This is a genomic window from Amphritea sp. (assembly GCF_016744155.1).
Lineage (GTDB): Bacteria > Pseudomonadota > Gammaproteobacteria > Pseudomonadales > Balneatricaceae > Amphritea.
On sequence record NZ_JADGEW010000005.1, the window covers coordinates 139,242 to 158,914 of the forward strand.

The window sequence follows — 19,673 nt, forward strand, 5'->3', positions numbered from 1 at the left end:
CCAGGAATCAATCTAATGGCATCTGATTTTTATGCACTGGCTACACCCGGTATACAGGGGCTTCATCCATATCAGCCGGGAAAGCCGGTTGAAGAGTTGGAGCGAGAGCTAGGTATCACCAATAGTATTAAGCTGGCGAGTAATGAAAACCCTCTGGGGCCAAGTCAGCAAGCAATGGACGCAGCTGCCGCTAGTCTAAATGACGCTTGCCGCTATCCCGATGCCAGCGGCTTTCGATTGAAACAGGTGTTGTCAGAGCGGTATGGTTTTACGCCAGAGACAATTACTCTGGGAAATGGCTCGAATGATGTGCTTGATCTGATTGGCAGGACCTTTGTATTGCCAGGTGATGAAGTGATCTACTCTGAATTCTCTTTCGTTGTCTATATGCTAGTGGCCCAATCTTTAGGCGCAAAGGCTGTCGTGACGCCTGCGTTGAATTGGGGGCATGATCTGGATGCGATGGCTGCAGCGGTAACTGACAAAACCCGGGTGATTTATCTGGCAAACCCTAATAACCCGACCGGTACTTATTTCAGTGCTGAGGCTCTTAGGGCTTTCATGGCGAAAGTGCCTGAATCGGTTGTGGTTGTTCTCGATGAGGCATATGCCGAGTATGTGACTGAAGCAGACTACGGAAGTGGCCTAAAATTACTTGGCGAGTTTGCTAACCTGATTGTTACCCGTACTTTTTCAAAAGCATATGGATTAGCGGCTCTTAGAATGGGCTATGCGGTGGCTAATGCGCAGATTACAGATCTGCTGAACCGGATTAGGCAGCCCTTCAATGTTAATGTTCCCGCCTTGGCAGCGGCAACGGCAGTGTTAGACGATTCAGCTTACTTGTTGCGAAGCGTCAGTAATAATACTGCCGGAATGGCTCAGTTGGAGCAGGGCTTTGCTAAGCTGGGGTTAAACTGGATACCTTCAGTAGGTAATTTTATTACGATTGATTGTGGTCAGAACGCGACTTCACTCTACGATGCGTTATTACTCGAAGGGGTGATTGTAAGGCCGGTTGCTAACTATCGAATGCCAAATCATCTACGTGTGACAATTGGGTTGCCGGACGAGAATAGTCGTTGTCTGGAGGCTTTCGCTAAGGTGTTAAAAAAGTGAGTTTCCTGACGGGGCGGGTATTGGTTATTGGTCTGGGTCTGATTGGCGGCTCTCTGGCTAAGGCGTTGCGAGTGCGAGGGATCTGTAAAACCGTCGTCGGTTATGACAGGGACGCGGATGAACTGGAAACAGGCTTACGTTTGGGCGTGGTTGATAATATCGCTTCCGATCTTCTCGATGAGGTAAGGCAGGCCGATCTCATTGTCTTGGCGGTACCGGTAAAAGCGATGGAGTTTGTACTGGCTGACATTAAGCCTGCACTACGCCCCGAAACGATCATAACCGATGTTGGCAGTGTAAAAGGTAACGTAGTAAGAGCAGCTGAAGCTCTGTTTGGTTCGGTTCCACAGCGTTTTATTCCCGGGCATCCTATTGCTGGATTAGAAAAAAGCGGAGTTGCAGCTGCAGATGAAACACTCTTTGAGCATCATAAGGTCATTATAACGCCACTGCCACAGAGTGATCCGGAAGCCGTTACGCTGGTTTCAAGAATGTGGCAGGGGGTTGGTGCACAAGTATTACGGATGGATGTTGAGAGGCATGATGAAGTGTTGGCTGCCACCAGTCATTTACCTCATCTGCTGGCGTTTTCTCTGGTTGATACGCTGGCTCAGGAACAGGATTGTACCGATATTTTCCGTTATGCTGCGGGAGGCTTCAGGGACTTTACCCGAATTGCCGCCAGTGATCCAACGATGTGGCATGATGTTGGTTTGGCAAATAAACAGGCCATACTACAAAAGATTGACGAATTTTCGACCGGATTGAATCGGCTGCGATCAGCCATTGAGTCCGAAGACAGTCGTGCGATGCTTGGGATTTTTACCCGAGCAAAAGCATCTCGCGAGCATTTTACAAAAATATTATCAGGCTCAGCCTACACTCAAAATATGACAACTAAAGAAACTACATTTTTTGCCCAGCCGGGCGGTAAAGTACAGGGCAGCATTAGAGCACCTGGTGATAAATCGATCTCCCATCGCTCAATTATGCTGGGATCATTGGCGGATGGTGTTACTGAGGTGACCGGCTTCCTTGAAGGGGAAGATAGTCTGGCAACGCTTCAGGCTTTTCGCGATATGGGGGTTGTCATAGAAGGGCCTCATCAGGGTGAAGTGAAAATCTACGGGGTGGGTATCAATGGTTTGCAGAAGCCACCCAGGCCAATCTATGTAGGTAACTCCGGTACCACAATTCGATTAATGTCTGGATTGTTGGCCGGTCAGTCTTTTGACTCTGAGTTGAGCGGCGACGCTTCTCTGAGCAAGCGACCGATGGAGCGTGTTGCTAAACCGTTGAGATTGATGGGTGCAGTGGTTGAAACCGGTGAGAATGGTTGTCCTCCTGTGCGAATTAAAGGCGGACAACAGCTTAAAGCGATCAATTATGAAATGCCGATGGCCAGTGCTCAGGTGAAATCTTGTGTCATGCTTGCCGGTCTTTATGCTGAAGGCGAGACGTCGGTCATTGAGCCCGCGCCGACACGGGATCACACAGAGCGGATGTTGCGCGGTTTCGGTTATCAGGTTGATGTAGATAAAAATAAGGTGTCTCTGTCCGGTGGTGGTTCATTAACCGCGGCTAAAATTGATGTGCCTGCGGATATTTCCTCATCAACATTCTTCATGGTTGCTGCGGCTATCTGTCCGGATTCAGATATTACGCTGGAGCATGTTGGTATAAATCCAACCCGAATCGGTGTTATCAATATTCTGCGGGCGATGGGTAGTAACCTTGAGCTACTTAATGAGCGGGAAGTGGGCGGTGAGCCAGTGGCTGACATCCGAATTCGTTATGCGCCGTTGAAAGGCATTAAGATACCTGAAGACCAGGTTCCCCTCGCTATTGATGAGTTTCCTGCACTGTTTATTGCAGCGGTCTGTGCAGAAGGTGAAACGGTTTTAGCCGGTGCTGAAGAGCTGCGGGTAAAAGAGAGTGATCGTATTCAGGCGATGGTCGATGGGCTGAAAGTCCTGGGTGCTGATATTGAAGGTACACCGGATGGTGCAATTATCCGGGGAAGTGAAATGGGTGGTGGTGTTATTGAAAGTCATGATGATCATCGGATCGCCATGTCATTTACTATCGCTTCACTCAGAGCTAAAGGGGCTATCGAGATCCGTGAGTGTGCGAATGTATCGACATCATTCCCTAACTTTGTTGAGTTGGCTCAGCAGGTAGGTATCCAGGTTCGCAAAGAGGAGAAATAGCATGGGAAATTTCCCAGTTATTACGGTTGATGGTCCTAGCGGGTCAGGAAAGGGAACAATTTGTAGTTTGCTGGCAAGAGAGTTGGGCTGGAATTTGCTGGATAGTGGCGCACTGTATCGATTGGTCGCTCTGGCTGCCCGCCATCATGGAGTGGCGCTTGATGATGAGGATGCGCTGGTCGTTCTGGCTGCACACCTTGATGTTCAGTTTGAAACACCTGCTAATCAGAATGAGGTTTTAATCATTCTTGAAGGTGAGGAAGTGACCAATATTATCCGTACGGAAGAGTGTGGAGCCGACGCATCTATCGTTGCTGCATTAGGTCCTGTGCGGGAAGCGCTGCTGGAACGCCAACGGGCATTTGTCTCAGAACCGGGTCTGATTGCCGATGGCCGTGATATGGGGACGGTGGTGTTTCCGCAGGCTCAGTTGAAAGTGTATCTGACAGCCAGCGCTGAAGAGCGTGCAGATCGTCGGTATAACCAGTTGATAAATAAGGGACTGAGTGCTAGTCTTCAGGCAATATTGGTGGATATTCAGGCTCGGGATGCGCGTGACATGAACCGTGAAGTAGCGCCTCTAAAGCCGGCTACGGACGCTATCTCCCTTGATACTACCGAATTAAGTATCGAGCAGGTTTTAGCATCTGTACTGGATCAGGCGAGACATAAGGGTTTGCGTTAACGGCAAAAATACGAGGTTTAGCCGGTATGAGTAATAGTTTTGCGGAACTGTTTGAAGAGAGCCTAAAAGAGCTGGATATGCAGCCGGGCTCAATCATAACCGGAGATGTGGTCGCCATTGACGGCGACTTTGTTGTTGTCCATGCAGGACTTAAATCTGAAGGTGCTATTCCTCGTAGTCAGTTCCTTGATGATAATGGTGAATTAAGCATTGCCGTCGGTGATCAGGTGCAGGTTGCACTGGTTTCCCTCGAAGATGGCTCTGGCGAGACGCAACTGTCCCGTGATAAAGCCAAAAGTGCTGAAGCCTGGCAAGTGCTTGAAAATGCGCTTGAGAATGATGAAATTGTTACGGGTCGTATTACTGGCAAGGTACGTGGCGGCTTTACCGTCGGTGTAAATTCAGTCAGTGCTTTTTTACCGGGTTCTCTGGTCGATATTCGTCCGCTTCGCGATACCTCTCATTTAGAAAATCAAGAATTAGAATTCAAGCTGGTTAAGTTGGATGCTAAAAGCAATAACATCGTTGTATCCCGTAGAGCCGTACTTGAAACCGCCTATAATGAAGAGCGGGATAAGCTACTGGCTACCTTGGACGAGGGTATGGCCGTTAAAGGTCTGGTTAAGAACCTGACAGACTATGGTGCTTTCATCGACCTGGGTGGTGTAGACGGCTTGCTACATATTACTGATATCGCCTGGAAACGGGTTAAGCATCCGAGCGAGCTGTTAAGTGTTGGCGATGAGATTGATCTGAAAGTACTGCGCTATGATCGTGAGAAAGGTCGTGTGTCACTGGGTATGAAGCAACTGACTGCTGACCCCTGGGATGAGTTTAAGAGCAGTAACCCGGTGGGTACCAAAGTTTCAGCTAAGGTTAGTAATCTGGCTGAATATGGTTGTTTTGCGGAAATTCAGACTGGCATTGAAGGTTTAGTACATGTTTCTGAGATGGATTGGACAAATAAAAATGTTCATCCGTCCAAGGTCGTACAGGTTGGTGATCAGATTGAGGTTATGATTCTGACTATAGATGATCAGCGTCGACGTATCTCTCTGGGAATGAAACAGTGTAAAGCTAACCCATGGGATGCCTTTGCAGAGACCTATGCTAAAGGTACCGAAGTTTCCGGAATGATTAAGTCGATTACTGACTTCGGTGTTTTTGTTGGCCTTGAAAGCGGTATTGATGGTTTGGTTCATATCTCTGATCTGTCGTGGGATATGGATGGTGAAGAGGCTGTGAAGGCCTATAAGAAAGGTGATACCGTTGACGCGGTTATTCTGGCGGTGGACTCTGAGCGAGAGCGTGTTTCGCTAGGAATAAAGCAGTTGGGTAGCGATCCTTTCTCAGAATTTGCCTCTGCCAATGAGAAGGGTAAAGTCGTCAGCGGTAAAATTATTAAGGTGGAACCGAAATATTTGACCTTAGAGTTAGCTGAAGGGATAGAAGGTACTGTTAAATCACAGGAAGTCTCTTTTGAGCGGATAGATGATTTGAACAAACTCTTCAGTACAGATAGTGTTATTGATGTACTGATTACAAATATTGACAGGCGCAGCCGAAATATAGCTCTTTCAATAAAGCAGTTAGAGAAGCAGCAGGAAAAACAAGCACTGGAAGTAATTAAGCAACATCAGGTTGAGTCTTCAGGGCCGATGACTATCGGTGATCTGATTAAAGCTCAGCTGGATAAGAAATAGAATTATGAAACATATTGAGTCTGATGAGGTGTGGATATTTTCCAAGCCAATAATGTCAGGGGGTGACCATGACTAAATCTGAACTGATCGAGCGTTTGATAGACCAGAATGAACAGCTGTCTATCAAAGATGTAGAGCTAGCTGTTAAAACTATGCTGGACCATATGACTGAATCTCTTTCGGAGGGAGATCGGATTGAGATCAGGGGATTTGGCAGTTTTAGCCTGCACTTTCGTGCACCAAGGGTAGGACGTAATCCAAAGACCGGTGATTCAGTATCTCTGGATGCTAAATATGTACCGCATTTTAAGCCCGGTAAAGAGCTTCGTGAGCAGGTAAATGATAGCCTGAATAACGGCCGTTCTTGAAAGACGAAACAACTAATAAGGGGTAAATAATGCGTTGGTTGAAAACGCTACTGGTACTGATTCTTTGTATTGCATTTCTATTCTGTGGCTGGACCTTTGCTACGCTGAATACAGAGCTTGTATCTATTAATCTGTTTTTTGTAACTCTGCCTGAAGCGAGCCTTTCCTTATGGCTAATGGCGAGCTTTGTTATTGGCGGCGTTGCTGGTGTTTTGGTGAGTGGTTTGTTTGTTATGCTATTAAAGCTTAAGCTGAAATCTGCTCGTCGTAAGATTAATGCTGCCGATAAAGAGCTGGATAAGCTGCGCACAGCTTCTTTGAATCGCCCTGCCTGAGATGTCTGAATACCTGTTTATTATACCGCTGTTTATTGCGATAGCTGCGGGCTGGTTTCTGGGGCGTTGGCAGGCAACGGGTAAGAAGCCTGCACAGCAATCTCTTCAGCAAGAGTATTTTCAGGGACTCGATTACCTGTTAAGCGAGAATACGGATAAAGCGATCGAAAGCTTTATCCGTGCGCTAGAGATTAATTCCTCAACTATTCCTGCACATATTGCACTTGCAAAGCTGTTTCGAAAGAAAGGTGATGTGGAGCAAGCAATACAAATTCATCAAAGTTTGCTGGCGCGTTCTGATCTTTCACGGCATGATTTTCTGCGTATACAGATGGCGTTGGCCCGGGACTATTTTGCCGTAGGCTTACTTGATCGCGCTGAAAATCTGTTGTTAGAGATTAAAGCTCAACGTCCGGGGCCTGATATTCATCAAAAGGTTATGTCGTTGTTGATTCGGCTTTATGAAAAAGAGCAGGAGTGGCAGCAGGCGTTAGATTTGGCAAATCAGTTGATGAAATCAGAGTTACAGGGGATTGAGGTTGAACTCAGTCATTACTGTTGTGAGTTGGCGGAAGGGTTGATTCAGCAGCAGCGTTATCGTCATGCGACTGAAAAACTCAGAATGTCTTTGACCTATGATAAATCAGCGGTACGTGCCAGTTTATTACTCGCTGATATAGCGATGAAGCAGCAGGATTGGAAAGCTGCAATTAAAGAGTTTAAGCGGGTTGTCAGTCAAGATCCTGTGTTTCTGTCAGAAACCATTAAACGTTTGAAGCAGTGTTACCGAGAGATTAACCAGCTGCCTGAGTTTGAGCGCCTGATGAAACAATGGCTGATTAAAACCCCTTCGACAACTATTATGCTGGCTGTGGCCGATTGTATTTTTGAGCGTGATGGTGCGTATCCTGCCGGGGCTTTTATTACTGATCAGTTGAAGCATCGCCCCTCCATTAAAGGTTTTAATCAGCTGATAGATCTGTATATTGCTCATGCGTCTAAAGGGGCTAATGAAAGCCTTATGGTGTTGAGGGGGCTTACTGGGCAGTTGCAGCTGAGTAAGCCTGTGTATAATTGCCAGCGGTGTGGTTTTTCTGGAAAATCGCTGCACTGGCAATGTCCCTCCTGTCAGAGCTGGGGGACAGTCAAACCGATCCAGGGTCTTGAGGGTGAGTAGCCTGGGCCATAATCTGTATGAGATATAACTGAATGAATGATGTTAAACGGGTTATCGTTGCGCTTGATTATCCGGATCAGCTATCCGCCCTGAGTATGGCTGATCAGCTGGATCCTGAAAAATGTCGTGTCAAAGTGGGTAAAGAACTGTTTACCCGAGCTGGGCCTAAAGTAGTCGAAGCGCTGCATAAGAAAGGTTTTGAGGTTTTTTTAGATCTGAAATTCCATGATATTCCCAATACAACTGCCAAGGCTGTTCGGGCGGCGGCTGAAATGGGTGTGTGGATGGTTAACGTTCATGCGTCAGGCGGTCGTCGGATGATGGAGATGGCGCGCAATGAATTAGATCAGGTCAATGGGTCTGAGACATTGCTAATTGCGGTCACCGTTCTGACCAGTATGGAGCGTCAGGACCTAGTAGATATTGGTTTAGATATTGAGCCATTAGAACATGTGAAACGACTTGCGCTTCTGACTCAGAATAGTGGGCTTGACGGTGTTGTTTGTTCCGCTCAGGAAGTTACTCCATTACGAAAAATTGTTACACCAGAATTTCAGCTAGTAACCCCGGGAATTCGTCCGGCAGATGCTGAAGTCGGCGATCAGAAGCGTATTATGACACCCGGTGAAGCGATTAATGCAGGCAGTACGCATCTGGTTATCGGTCGTCCAATTACCCGCGCAGCGATGCCGGTAGAGGCTCTAAAGAGTATTGAAGCTGAGATCCTTGCGGCACGCTAGTTGTCACCTTTGAAAATTGTGCTATTTATTAAGAGCTGGTATTTTTACCGGCTCTTTTTTTAGCTAAACAAAGGAAACAACGATGAAATGGAATTCATTAATTAAAACGTTTTTACTGACCCTCTGTCTGACATTGCCTTTTAATGTTTTAGCTGGGCCTATGGTGAATATCAACACGGCGCCAACTGATGTGTTGGTAGAGATGCTGCAGGGTATTGGGCCAGCGAAGGCTCAGGCGATTGTTGATTTTCGCGAAACCAATGGGCCATTTAAAACAGTTGATGACCTGGCTAAGGTGAAGGGGATAGGTAGCTCAACTGTCACTAAAAATCTGCAAGTGATCGCTGTTGAGGATTCACAGTAGTACTTAAAAAACGTTGAGGTTGTAAACCTTTATACCCAAGGCTGCCATCGGCAGCCTTTTTTATAGTGCTGATTTTGTAGTACTGACTTTAGAGTACAAAGACTAATGTGGCTGGGATGAAGAACAGAGCGCCCATGTTGCCAAGTAGTACAATTGAAGCAACCTGTTTTGGCTCCTGATTATATTGCTCTGCCACTATGTAGTTGAGTACGGCAGGTGGTAATGCGCCAAAGATAATGAGATAAGCAAATTGATCAGGGCTTAGATGCAGTAGCTGTTGCGCGGCATAAGCGACCAATATTCCTGCTAAAGGGCAGAGTAGAGCACCGGTTACGCCAATACGCCAGGCGCTAAAATCGACAGTAATGAGCCTGACACCTAAAGTGAACAGTAACAGAGGGATCGATATCTGCCCCAGCATATCCAGTGCGGAGGCTATAGAGGCAGGCACGGTCAGATTGAGACTGCTCCAGCTTAAACCGGCGATGGTGGCGATGATGATGGGCATCCGCAGTAGCCGCCAGGGGTTGGTTTTGTGATCCATCATATAGATGCCCAACGTGAAATGTAGCGTCATCTCGACGATGAACAGCATAATTGCGGCAGGTAGTGCGTGTTCGCCAAACGCCAGAATGATCAGGGGTAGGCCCAGGTTTCCGCTGTTGCTGAACATCATGGGTGGCAGAAATGTTTTTGCCTGTACTTTCAAAAGGCGGCAAAAGGGCCAGAGTAGTAGTCCCGAACCTAGTATCACCAGAGCAGCGCCCATTGCCAGAGATTGATACCTGACTAGGTCGAAAGATTTATCGGACAGGACAAAGAAGATCAGCGCTGGAACGAAGATGTCCATATTCAGTTGATTAGCCAGTGCCATGTCTGGCTTTTTATAGCGTCCATAAAGGTATCCGCAGAGAACAATTGCGAACAGCGGGAACACAGTCAGAAATATTCGTTCGGCCAGCGCTAGGGCAGTACTATCCATTAGCTATCCATCTAATTAGCTTTCGAGAATGAAGGTCACAGGTCCGTCGTTGGTCAGGTTTACCTGCATATTAGCTCCAAACTGACCGGTAGCGATATCAGGGTGGAGCATATGAGCCTGTCGGACAAAGTGGTCGTAGAGCGCTTCGCCGTGAGCCGGGCTGGCTCCTTTGGAAAAACCGGGTCGAAGTCCTTTGGTGGTTTCAGCAACCAGCGTGAATTGAGATACGATCAATAATCCTCCTTCACGTTGCTGCAGGTTGAGATTCATCTTACCTTCGGCGTCGGCGAAAATACGGTAATTCAAAATCTTCTGTAGCAATTTATCCGCGCTTACTTCTGTGTCGGTTTTTTCCACCCCTAGCAGAAGCAGTATGCCTGGGCCTATTTCACCCTTGCGTTGTCCTTCAATATCAACCGATGCGGATTGAACCCGCTGTATCAGAGCCTTCAATGTTCTGCCCTAGCCTCTTGCTTATGCTCTTGATAAAGCAAATTGTTTAGTCGCTTTTATCAGATTGTCGGTTATTCCTCGTTCCAGAGCACTGTGGCCGGCATCTCTTACGATATGAAGTTCTGCCTGAGGTAGGGCCTCATAAAGAGCAAAGGCCTGCTCAATGGGGCACACCATGTCATACCTGCCGTGGACGATAACCGTTGGGATGTTCTTTATTTTGCCAGCGTTACGGATAATCTGATCGGGTTCGATAAATGCATGATTGATAAAGTAGTGTGCCTCTATACGAGCCATGGCAAGGGCGACATGGGGATCGCCAAAATGCTCGACTACGTCGTGATTAGGGTCGAGTGTAGAGCAGCGTCCCTCCCATACAGACCAGGCTTTAGCCGCGGACATTCTGGCAATTTCGTTGTCAGAGGTCAGGCGCTGGTAGTAAGCAGTGAGCATGTTACCCTGTTCATCAACAGGTATCTCTGTGAGGTAATCCTGCCAGTAGTCGGGGAATATTGCGCTGGCACCTTGCTGATAAAACCAGTGAATATCTTGCTCGCGGCAAAGGAATATACCTCGCAGGATCATTCCAAGAACCCTTTCAGGGTAAGCTTCTGCGTAAAGAAGGCTCAGGGTTGAGCCCCATGACCCACCGAACAGTAACCACTGGTCGATGTTCAGATGTTCACGGATTACTTCAATATCAGCAATTAGGTTCTTAGTGGTGTTGCCCGCCAAGCTGGCATGGGGAGTAGATTGGCCGCAGCCACGTTGATCAAAGAGAATTATTCGGTATTTTTCGGGGTCAAAAAAACAGCGATTGAAGCTGTTGGTGCCGCCACCGGGGCCGCCGTGGATAAACAGAACAGGGATTCCCTGAGCGTTACCGCTCTCTTCTATGTAGAGAGTATGAGTTCCATCAACAGCAAGCTGGTGCTGTTTATAGGGATTGATATCAGGATAAAGGGTATTCATCGATGGTGTCCTAAAGAGTCGATCCAGACACCGGGAGTATAGCCCGGAACAGTGGTCGCTGTCCGGGCTATTTACACGCGAGGTTTCGTAAGGCTACAAGCGCTTATTTACCTGAGCGTCCCTGACGCTTACGTGCGTTTTCAGTCAGCAGCTTCTTACGCAGACGGATTGAGTTTGGTGTTACTTCCACCAGTTCGTCGTCTTCGATAAAGTCCAGCGCCTGCTCAAGGGTAAACTTGATTGACGGTGTCAGCTGAATGTTTTCATCGGTACCTGAAGCTCGGACGTTTGTCAGCTGCTTACCTTTGATCGGGTTAACTGCAAGGTCGTTGTTACGGCTGTGAATTCCCAGCAGCATACCTTCATAAACATCGATGTTAGGGACTACGCAGAGACGGCCTCGGCTTTGTAGGTTCCACAAAGAGTATGCCAGTGCTTTACCGGATACCATGGAAACCAGAACGCCATTAGTACGGCTGATCACTTCGCCCTGTTTTACTGGACCATAGTGGTCGAATACAGAAGTCATGATGCCGCTACCGGAAGTCATCGTCATGAACATAGAACGGAAACCGATCAGACCGCGAGAAGGCATCAGGAAGGTCAGACGTACACGTCCTTTTCCATCAACTTCCATATTGGTCATATCAGCTTTACGTTTGCCCAGCTCTTCAATGATGCTTCCCTGGTGCTGTTCTTCAACGTCGATTAGAACGGTTTCGAACGGCTCGTGGATCTCTCCATCAACTTCTTTCTGAATTACTTCAGGACGGGAAACTCCCAGCTCGAAGCCTTCACGGCGCATAGATTCAATCAGTACTGACAGGTGGAGTTCGCCACGGCCCGCTACCTGGAATTTCTCAGGTGACTCGCCTGGCTCAACACGCAGTGCAACGTTATGGATCAGTTCGCGATCCAGACGATCTTTGATGTTTCGGCTGGTGACGAACTTACCATCCTGTCCAGCGAACGGGGAATCGTTAACCTGGAAGGTCATCGATACGGTTGGTTCATCAACAGACAATGGTGGCAGTGCTTCTACTTGTGACGGATCGCACAGAGTATCGGAGATGTTAAGCACCTCGATACCAGTAACGCAGACAATGTCGCCTGCACGTGCGGATTCAACGTCAATCCGATCAAGGCCAAGGTAGCCCATGATTTTCTGGAGCTTACCGTTACGTACCTTGCCGTTAACATCGATGATTTTAACTGGCTGGTTTAGCTTGGCTGTACCGCGGGCGATACGGCCAACACCGATTACACCGACGTAGCTATTATAGTCCAGTGCAGAAATCTGCATCTGGAAAGGACCTTCGATATCTACTTTTGGTGGATCAACGTGCTCAATAATGGCCTCAAACAGCGGCGTCATATCGTCAGCCATCTGATCAGGCTCTATGCCAGCAATACCGTTCAGGGCAGACGCATAGATGATTGGGAAGTCTAGTTGCTCATCGGTTGCACCCAGGCTATCAAACAGTTCAAAAACCTGATCAATAACGTAATCTGGACGTGCGCCAGGACGGTCAATCTTGTTGACTACAACGATTGGGCGTAGGCCCTGATCGAATGCTTTCTGAGTTACGAAGCGCGTCTGAGGCATAGGGCCGTCAACCGCATCAACTAGCAGGCAAACACAGTCAACCATAGACAGAACTCGTTCAACTTCACCACCGAAGTCGGCGTGTCCCGGAGTGTCTACGATGTTGATGTGGTAGTCATTCCACTCAATGGCGGTGTTCTTCGCCAGGATGGTAATACCACGTTCTTTTTCCTGGTCGTTCGAATCCATGATTCGTTCGGTGCCTTCGTCACGACGGCCCAGGGTTCCGGACTGTGCAAGAAGTTTATCAACCAGAGTAGTTTTACCATGGTCAACGTGGGCAATGATGGCGATGTTTCTTAATTGTTCAATCACGTCTGGGAACCTGTGCAGACTATATAATAAGGCGCGCATTATACATGAGTTAAGTCGTAGCGGTGGCTTTCTTGTGTAGAGAAAGATGAAAATAGTTTTTTTTCTGGTTTGTTGCTCTGTTTTAGAGGATAAGTCCATTTTGATGGAGTATTATGTTGGCACCTTTTTGAGGCGGCATGCATTGAGTTATGGCAACAATATATATGTTGCGCTATTTTGGGGCGTTTCCCCTAATTGGTGCACTAATTTGGTTGGGCTGTTTGAACGATAACGTTCGGTCTGGCTAACTTGTAGTGCGGGCTTAGGGAGTTAAGATAAGCTGGCATGCCCTTTGCCTTATAAAAACGGAATAATGGCTTGCTTGTTGGTCGGCTTGGTAAAAAAGCCGCAGTACATAACAGGCAAGTGTCTGGCAATATAATCTAGTGGAGAAAGTCAAATGTCAGAGACTCTTAATCTGATTAAAGAGCATGATGTTAAGTGGGTTGATATGCGTTTTACCGATACTCACGGTAAAGAGCAGCACGTCACTATCCCTGTAACTGAAGTGAATGAAGATTTCTTCGATGAAGGTAAGATGTTTGATGGTTCGTCCATCGGTGGCTGGAAAGGTATTAACGAGTCAGACATGATTCTGCTGCCAGACGATTCTGCTTCTGTTATGGACCCATTTGCTGAAGATACTACGATTATCGTTCGTTGCGACATTGTAGAACCTACAACCGGCCAAGGTTATGAGCGTGACCCACGTTCTGTTGCTAAACGAGCAGAGGCTTATCTGAAGTCTACCGGAATCGCTGATAGCGCTTTGTTCGGTCCTGAACCTGAGTTCTTCGTGTTTGATGAAGTTAAATGGCATGCTGATATCAGTGGCTGTGGTTACACTATCGGTTCTGAAGAAGCTTCATGGTCCACTAACAATAGCTATGAAGGTGGTAATACGGGTCACCGTCCACGGGTTAAGGGTGGTTATTTCCCAGTCCCACCGGTTGATTCTCTGCATGATCTGCGTGCTGCTATGTGCGATGCGATGTCGGCTATGGGTTTGACTATCGAAGTTCATCACCACGAAGTTGCAACTGCGGGCCAGTGTGAGATCGGTGTAGGGCCAAATACGCTGACAGCTAAAGCTGACGAAGTACAGGTTCTGAAGTACTGTGTACATAACGTAGCTCATGCATACGGTAAGACAGCGACCTTTATGCCTAAGCCGCTAGTAGGTGATAACGGTTCTGGTATGCATGTTCATCAGTCTCTGTCTAAAGATGGCGTAAACATCTTCCACGGTGATGCTTATGCAGGTATGAGTGAAACGGCTCTGTTCTACATTGGCGGTATCATCAAGCACGCTAAAGCGCTAAACGCTCTGACGAACTCGTCTACCAACGCATACAAGCGTCTGGTTCCAGGTTTTGAAGCACCTGTTATGCTGGCATACTCTGCCCGTAACCGTTCTGCTTCTATCCGTATTCCATACGTGACTAATCCTAAGGCGTTCCGTATCGAAACTCGCTTCCCTGATCCTTCTGCTAACCCTTATCTGTGCTTTGCCGCACTGATGATGGCTGGTCTTGACGGTATTCAGAATAAGATCCACCCTGGCGATGCTGCGGATAAAGATCTTTATGATCTGCCTGCTGAAGAAGCGCTGGCTATTCCAACGGTTGCTGCTTCTTTTGAAGAAGCGCTGGCTGCTCTGGATAATGATCGTGAGTTCCTGACTGCCGGTGGTGTATTCACCAACGACATGATCGATGCTTATATTACTTTGAAAACTGAAGAGTGTGAGCGAGTAAGTCAGACGACTCACCCGATTGAGTTTGATCTTTACTACTCCGTTTAATCTCTCGGATTAGCGAGTAAAAAGGCCTCCTTTATGGAGGCTTTTTTTATGTGTCAAAAATCTGCGCACTAATTTGGTGCGCATGCTATGGTTAAGTAGACGGCCAAACTTCTATTGAACAGCTATAGATCCTCGAAACTATGCTTATTTGTTGATTTTCCCCGAGTTGGTTTGCTTCTTGCTATTACTAGTTAATTGTTACTTTTCTGGAAAGAAAACTGGGATGCCCGCTTTCTTGAGACCTAGGGTCATAAATGAACACACTGGAACTGCATAAACACATACTGGATAACCTGGCGACAGCGACTGTTCTGGTGAATGGTCAGCTTGAGTTGGTGTATATGAATCCATCAGCAGAGATGTTATTGGAAGCCAGTGCGCGACGGTTACGGCAGTTGCCTTTCGATGAGTGGTTTATGGTTGATGATGATCATAACGCTCTGGCTGGGGCGTTGGAAAAGGGTCATCCTTTTACTAAGCGTGAAGCTAAGCTGGTGACTTTGGCAGGGAAGGAAATCACTATTGATTATAGTGTGAATCCTATGCCTCAGAAATATGGCCGCCTGGTTTTGATTGAACTGACTCCTCGGGATCGGCTGATTAGAATCTCCAGAGAAGAAGAGTTACTTAGTAACCATGAGACCGTGATTTCTCTTGTGCGTGGATTGGCTCATGAGATTAAAAATCCGTTGGGTGGCTTGCGGGGTGCTGCGCAGTTACTCGAGCGAGAGTTGCCCGATGAGTCTCTGCATGAATATACCCGGGTAATTATCGAAGAGGCTGACCGACTCCGCAATCTGGTCGATAGGTTATTAGGCCCTCACAAAATGCCGCGTCTGGAAGAGGTGAATATTCATGCGATTCTGGAGCATGTTAGTAGTCTTGTAAGTGCTGAAAGTGGTGGTGATATCAACATGCAGCGAGACTATGATCCAAGTCTGCCTGAATTTATGGGTGATCGGGAGCAGTTAATCCAAGCGATGTTGAATATTATGCGCAATAGTATGCAGGCATTGCAGGAAGCGGGTACTGAAGATCCACAGATACTGTTACGTACCCGTGTCGTAAGAAATTTAACCTTGGGTGCAGAGATGCATCGCCTGGTTTGCTGTGTTGAAATTACGGATAACGGGCCGGGAATTCCTGAAGAAATTCTGCAAAAAATATTTTATCCGATGGTGAGTGGTCGTGCGGCGGGTACTGGGCTTGGATTATCCATTGCGCAATCTGTATTGGCGCAGCACCGGGGCCTGATCGAATGCGATAGTTTACCCGGTAAAACCTGTTTTCAACTTCTAATACCCCTGGAGCAATAATGATGACTAAGGCTGCATCTGTATGGATTGTAGATGATGATCGTTCTATTCGCTGGGTGATGGATAAAGCACTGTCCAGAGAGGGTGTCAAAGTCACGCTGTTCGAGAGTGGTGACAGTATGCTGCAGCAGCTTCAGCGTGAGGTTCCGGATGTAGTCGTCAGTGATATTCGCATGCCAGGTATTGATGGTCTCGAGCTTTTAGAGCGGGTGACTGATGAGCATCCTGAGCTACCTATCATTATTATGACGGCTCACTCTGATCTGGACAGTGCTGTCGCTTCTTATAAAGGCGGTGCTTTTGAATACCTGCCAAAGCCTTTTGATATTGATGAGGCTTCTGCGCTTGTGCTTCGAGCTGTTGAACATGCCCGTGAACAGCAGGAGCAACGCGCTGAAGAGCCTGAAGCTCAAACAGAAATTATCGGCGAAGCACCTGCGATGCAAGAGGTGTTTCGGGCCATAGGTCGCCTGTCACAGTCAAATATAACGGTATTGATAAATGGTGACTCTGGTACCGGTAAAGAGCTGGTTGCAAATGCGTTGCACCAGCACAGTCCTCGTTCAGCATCGCCCTTTATTCCGTTGAATATGGCGGCGATTCCTAAAGATTTGATTGAGTCAGAACTGTTTGGTCATGAAAAGGGGGCCTTTACCGGTGCGGCGGCTGCTCGCCCGGGGCGTTTTGAACAGGCTGATGGTGGCACGCTTTTTCTTGATGAAATTGGTGATATGCCCGCAGATACCCAAACCCGTTTGTTACGTGTGTTAGCGGAGGGGGAGTTTTACCGAGTCGGTGGGCATACTTCGGTTAAAGTAGATGTGCGGATTATTGCGGCAACTCACCAGGACCTGGAAAAGCTGGTGCAGGAAGGTCGCTTCCGTGAAGACCTTTTTCATCGTCTTAATGTCATTAGAATCCATATCCCTAAGCTGGCTGAGCGTCGGGAAGATATCCCCCGTTTGACTCGCCACTTCCTTCAGACCTCAGCTGAAGAGCTGAATGTTGAGTCGAAATTATTACACCCGGATACGGAAGAATTTATCTGTAGTTTGCCGTGGCGGGGGAATGTCCGTCAGCTTGAAAATACTTGTCGTTGGTTGACGGTAATGGCGTCCGGTCGGGAAGTTTTGATCAGCGATCTGCCGCCGGAGTTGCTGGAGCAAACCGGGGAAGAGCAGGTAATTACGTCTAACTGGGAGAAAGCGCTACGAAACTGGGCAGAACAACAACTTCAGCAGGGGTGCTCTGGAATACTGGATACCGCAGTTCCAGCATTTGAAAAGATCATGATCGAAGCTGCTCTAAAGCAGACGGCTGGTCGTCGCAGGGATGCCTCTTTGTTGCTTGGCTGGGGCCGAAATACATTGACCCGAAAAATTAAAGAGCTGGGAATGGATAGTGTCCCGGAAACGTTAGAGGAGTAATCTTGCCTCTGTTTCAGCTATAATCCCTGCCTCGTGAGAGTCAGGGATTTTTTTATGCTTCATGTTGTGCTGTACCAACCCGAAATACCACCTAACACCGGAAATATCATACGCCTCTGTGCCAATACTGGTTTTCAGTTGCATTTGATTGAACCGCTCGGCTTTGACTTCGATGATAAAAAATTGAGACGTGCCGGATTGGACTACCATGAGTTTGCTCAGGTAAAGCGCTACGCAGATCTGGATAGTTGTCTGTCAGAGCTTGATCAAGGCAAGGTTTGGGCGTTGACGACAAAAGGTAGCCAAAACTACTCGAGTGTGGCTTTTTCTGCAGGAGACGTGCTGTTGTTTGGTCCGGAAACCCGTGGATTACCGGGGGAGGTCCTTGATAGTCTGCCAGCGGATCAGCGTCTTAGGTTGCCGATGAATGCCGATAGCCGGAGTTTGAATCTTTCCAATACCGTGGCCGTAATGGTCTATGAAGCCTGGCGTCAGTTGGATTTTGGTGGGAATACATAAGAGATTAACGAGCTCTCAGCGATAAATCTAAGCCAAGCTGATTTTTATGAAAGCCGCAGCTGGATTTAGTCAGTCCCGCTTAATCTCCTCCTGAGCTGCAATGCTCCGCTGAACCGAGGGGTTAGGTGTTGCGCCAACCTCTAGCTTAGAATCATAAAGGCTGTTCGGGCTTGGTGTGGTCGAGTTTTCTTGCTTTTTCTAGCCACGAGCAAGTGGCGCAGCCGCGTCTAGCTACTCGCGCACATTTTAAAGGCATAAAAAAATCCGATAACAATTCTGCTACCGGATTTTCTAAAAGATGTGTGCGCGGATTTTAGTGCTGCGGCGCTTCTTCAGCTGTTGCCTGTTCAGCTTGCTGCTGTTGCATTTGCTGAGCGTACAATGCATCGAAGTTAACCGGTGACAGCATCAGAGCAGGGAAACTGCCTTTGTTTACCAGGTTGTCGATCGCTTCCCGTGCATAAGGGAACAGGATGCTTGGGCAGAAGGCTCCCAGGGTGTGATGCAGTTCAGCATCGGCTAGACCGGAAACAGTGAAGATGCCTGCTTGCTGAAGTTCAACCAAGAATGCGGTGTCGCCATCATTTTTTGCAGTAACTGTCAGGGTCAGTATTACTTCAAAAACGGTCTCATCCAGTTTAGCAGTGGCAGTATTCATATCCAGGTTGATCTCTGGCTGCCACTGTTTAGTAAATATTTGTGGTGAATTAGGGGCTTCAAAAGAAGCGTCTTTCAGGTAAACGCGCTGAATTGCAAACTGTGGAGCTTGCTGTTCTTGAGTGTTCTGTTCGTTCTCAGCCATGGTTTTATTATCCTTTAAGGGTTGTCTAGTCGGCTAATAGCGGGTCTAGTTTGTCCTGTTGTTCAAGGGCAAATAGATCATCGCACCCACCGACATGAAGTTCGTCTATAAAAATTTGCGGTACTGACGTACGCCCACTTCGCTCAATCATTTCCTGACGGGCGCTGGGTGCTGCGTCAATGTTGATCTCGTTATACGCGGCGCTTTTGTGGTCAAGCAGCATCTTAGCGCGCCGACAAAAAGGGCACCAGTTGTTGCTGTAGAGAGTGATAGTCGGCATCGTTATTTTATAACCGGTAGGCTCTGGGCCTTCCATTCTGTCATCCCGCCGGAAAGGCGGACAACATTTTCAAAGCCCAGTGTTTTCAGTTTCTTGGATGTGGCACCGGCAGTCTGGCCAATATTACAGACGACAATAATGGGCTTCTGCTTATACTTTTCCAGCTCTGTAAGATGGTTGTCCAGATCGCTCGCAGGGATGTGGATCGCATTAGTTATATAGCCGGTGGAATACTCTTTCTTAGGACGGATATCGAGAACGATGGCGTTCTCTTTGTTGATCAACCGGGTGGCTTCATGGGTGCCTACGGATTTGCCAGCCTTGTTCTGTTCTGTCCACAGCAACATTGCCAAAGTCAGAGCCCAGGCTGCCACAATCATAAAATTGTTGTCGATGAATTCGAGCACTTGTTCCATTATCAATATCCGGCCAGTTGCGAGCCCTTTAATCTAAAGTG

Annotated in this window: 20 protein-coding genes; 13 read left to right on the forward strand and 7 right to left on the reverse strand. The window is 47.6% G+C overall.

The genetic code is table 11. The features are described from left to right. Positions 1–15 precede the first annotated feature (15 nt). The 9 genes from hisC (at position 16) to QZZ54_RS06590 (ending at position 8,701) form a co-directional block, all read left to right on the forward strand. Positions 16–1,119 carry a histidinol-phosphate transaminase gene (gene hisC / locus QZZ54_RS06550; RefSeq protein WP_290700525.1) on the forward strand — a complete coding sequence of 368 codons (1,104 nt, stop codon included), beginning with the start codon at positions 16–18 and terminating at the stop codon, positions 1,117–1,119. Next, the gene (locus tag QZZ54_RS06555) at positions 1,116–3,329 is read left to right on the forward strand and encodes a bifunctional prephenate dehydrogenase/3-phosphoshikimate 1-carboxyvinyltransferase (protein ID WP_290700527.1); all 2,214 of its coding nucleotides are present in this window, start codon (positions 1,116–1,118) and stop codon (positions 3,327–3,329) included. Before hisC ends, QZZ54_RS06555 begins: the two co-directional genes overlap by 4 nt. A 1-nt stretch (position 3,330) precedes the next feature. Continuing rightward, complete coding sequence (gene cmk / locus QZZ54_RS06560) at positions 3,331–4,014, forward strand: (d)CMP kinase (RefSeq protein WP_290700529.1); 684 nt, start codon at positions 3,331–3,333, stop codon at positions 4,012–4,014. A 26-nt stretch (positions 4,015–4,040) separates the two neighbouring features. Further along, positions 4,041–5,717 carry a 30S ribosomal protein S1 gene (gene rpsA, locus QZZ54_RS06565; protein WP_290700532.1) on the forward strand — a complete coding sequence of 559 codons (1,677 nt, stop codon included), beginning with the start codon at positions 4,041–4,043 and terminating at the stop codon, positions 5,715–5,717. Between the two features lie 68 nt (positions 5,718–5,785). Next, the gene (gene ihfB, locus QZZ54_RS06570) at positions 5,786–6,085 is read left to right on the forward strand and encodes an integration host factor subunit beta (protein ID WP_290700534.1); all 300 of its coding nucleotides are present in this window, start codon (positions 5,786–5,788) and stop codon (positions 6,083–6,085) included. A 29-nt stretch (positions 6,086–6,114) separates the two neighbouring features. After that, the gene (locus tag QZZ54_RS06575; RefSeq protein WP_290700537.1) at positions 6,115–6,420 is read left to right on the forward strand and encodes a lipopolysaccharide assembly LapA domain-containing protein; all 306 of its coding nucleotides are present in this window, start codon (positions 6,115–6,117) and stop codon (positions 6,418–6,420) included. 1 nt (position 6,421) lies between these two features. Then, positions 6,422–7,597, forward strand: coding sequence for a lipopolysaccharide assembly protein LapB (gene lapB / locus QZZ54_RS06580; RefSeq protein WP_290700539.1), 1,176 nt, complete (start codon positions 6,422–6,424; stop codon positions 7,595–7,597). 32 nt (positions 7,598–7,629) lie between these two features. After that, complete coding sequence (gene pyrF, locus QZZ54_RS06585) at positions 7,630–8,337, forward strand: orotidine-5'-phosphate decarboxylase (RefSeq protein ID WP_290700542.1); 708 nt, start codon at positions 7,630–7,632, stop codon at positions 8,335–8,337. Positions 8,338–8,419: 82 nt separating this feature from the next. Then, on the forward strand, positions 8,420–8,701 hold the full coding sequence (locus QZZ54_RS06590; RefSeq protein ID WP_290700545.1) for a ComEA family DNA-binding protein: 282 nt from the start codon (positions 8,420–8,422) through the stop codon (positions 8,699–8,701). Between the two features lie 88 nt (positions 8,702–8,789). Here QZZ54_RS06590 and QZZ54_RS06595 read toward each other — a convergent pair whose 3' ends face one another. The 4 genes from QZZ54_RS06595 to typA all read right to left on the reverse strand — a co-directional run bounded on the left by QZZ54_RS06595 (position 8,790) and on the right by typA (position 13,029). After that, entirely contained in the window at positions 8,790–9,683 is an 894-nt protein-coding gene (locus tag QZZ54_RS06595) for an AEC family transporter (protein WP_290700548.1), read from the reverse strand. A 15-nt stretch (positions 9,684–9,698) separates the two neighbouring features. Then, positions 9,699–10,136, reverse strand: coding sequence for a D-aminoacyl-tRNA deacylase (gene dtd, locus QZZ54_RS06600; protein ID WP_290700551.1), 438 nt, complete (start codon positions 10,134–10,136; stop codon positions 9,699–9,701). A gap of 21 nt (positions 10,137–10,157) precedes the next feature. Next, on the reverse strand, positions 10,158–11,108 hold the full coding sequence (pip, locus tag QZZ54_RS06605) for a prolyl aminopeptidase (RefSeq protein WP_290700554.1): 951 nt from the start codon (positions 11,106–11,108) through the stop codon (positions 10,158–10,160). 103 nt (positions 11,109–11,211) lie between these two features. After that, positions 11,212–13,029 (reverse strand): translational GTPase TypA, encoded by a 1,818-nt coding sequence (gene typA / locus QZZ54_RS06610; protein ID WP_290700557.1) that lies wholly within the window; start codon positions 13,027–13,029, stop codon positions 11,212–11,214. Positions 13,030–13,468: 439 nt separating this feature from the next. On the opposite strand from typA, the gene glnA reads away from it, so the two are divergent. The 4 genes from glnA to trmL all read left to right on the forward strand — a co-directional run bounded on the left by glnA (position 13,469) and on the right by trmL (position 18,134). Then, positions 13,469–14,872 carry a glutamate--ammonia ligase gene (gene glnA, locus QZZ54_RS06615; RefSeq protein ID WP_290700560.1) on the forward strand — a complete coding sequence of 468 codons (1,404 nt, stop codon included), beginning with the start codon at positions 13,469–13,471 and terminating at the stop codon, positions 14,870–14,872. Between the two features lie 254 nt (positions 14,873–15,126). After that, positions 15,127–16,188, forward strand: a complete 1,062-nt coding sequence (gene glnL / locus QZZ54_RS06620; protein ID WP_290700563.1) for a nitrogen regulation protein NR(II) — start codon at positions 15,127–15,129, stop codon at positions 16,186–16,188. A gap of 2 nt (positions 16,189–16,190) precedes the next feature. Then, on the forward strand, positions 16,191–17,615 hold the full coding sequence (glnG, locus tag QZZ54_RS06625) for a nitrogen regulation protein NR(I) (RefSeq protein WP_290700641.1): 1,425 nt from the start codon (positions 16,191–16,193) through the stop codon (positions 17,613–17,615). 54 nt (positions 17,616–17,669) lie between these two features. Further along, complete coding sequence (gene trmL, locus QZZ54_RS06630; protein WP_290700566.1) at positions 17,670–18,134, forward strand: tRNA (uridine(34)/cytosine(34)/5-carboxymethylaminomethyluridine(34)-2'-O)-methyltransferase TrmL; 465 nt, start codon at positions 17,670–17,672, stop codon at positions 18,132–18,134. Between the two features lie 313 nt (positions 18,135–18,447). Here the strand turns inward: trmL and secB are convergent, their stop codons facing one another. From secB to QZZ54_RS06645, 3 genes are read right to left on the reverse strand one after another with little or no spacing between them, the layout of a single operon-like run. Then, positions 18,448–18,936, reverse strand: coding sequence for a protein-export chaperone SecB (secB, locus tag QZZ54_RS06635; RefSeq protein WP_290700569.1), 489 nt, complete (start codon positions 18,934–18,936; stop codon positions 18,448–18,450). Positions 18,937–18,961: 25 nt separating this feature from the next. Beyond that, the gene (gene grxC / locus QZZ54_RS06640) at positions 18,962–19,216 is read right to left on the reverse strand and encodes a glutaredoxin 3 (RefSeq protein ID WP_290700643.1); all 255 of its coding nucleotides are present in this window, start codon (positions 19,214–19,216) and stop codon (positions 18,962–18,964) included. Between the two features lie 2 nt (positions 19,217–19,218). Beyond that, positions 19,219–19,632, reverse strand: coding sequence for a rhodanese-like domain-containing protein (locus tag QZZ54_RS06645; protein ID WP_290700572.1), 414 nt, complete (start codon positions 19,630–19,632; stop codon positions 19,219–19,221). Positions 19,633–19,673 lie beyond the last annotated feature (41 nt).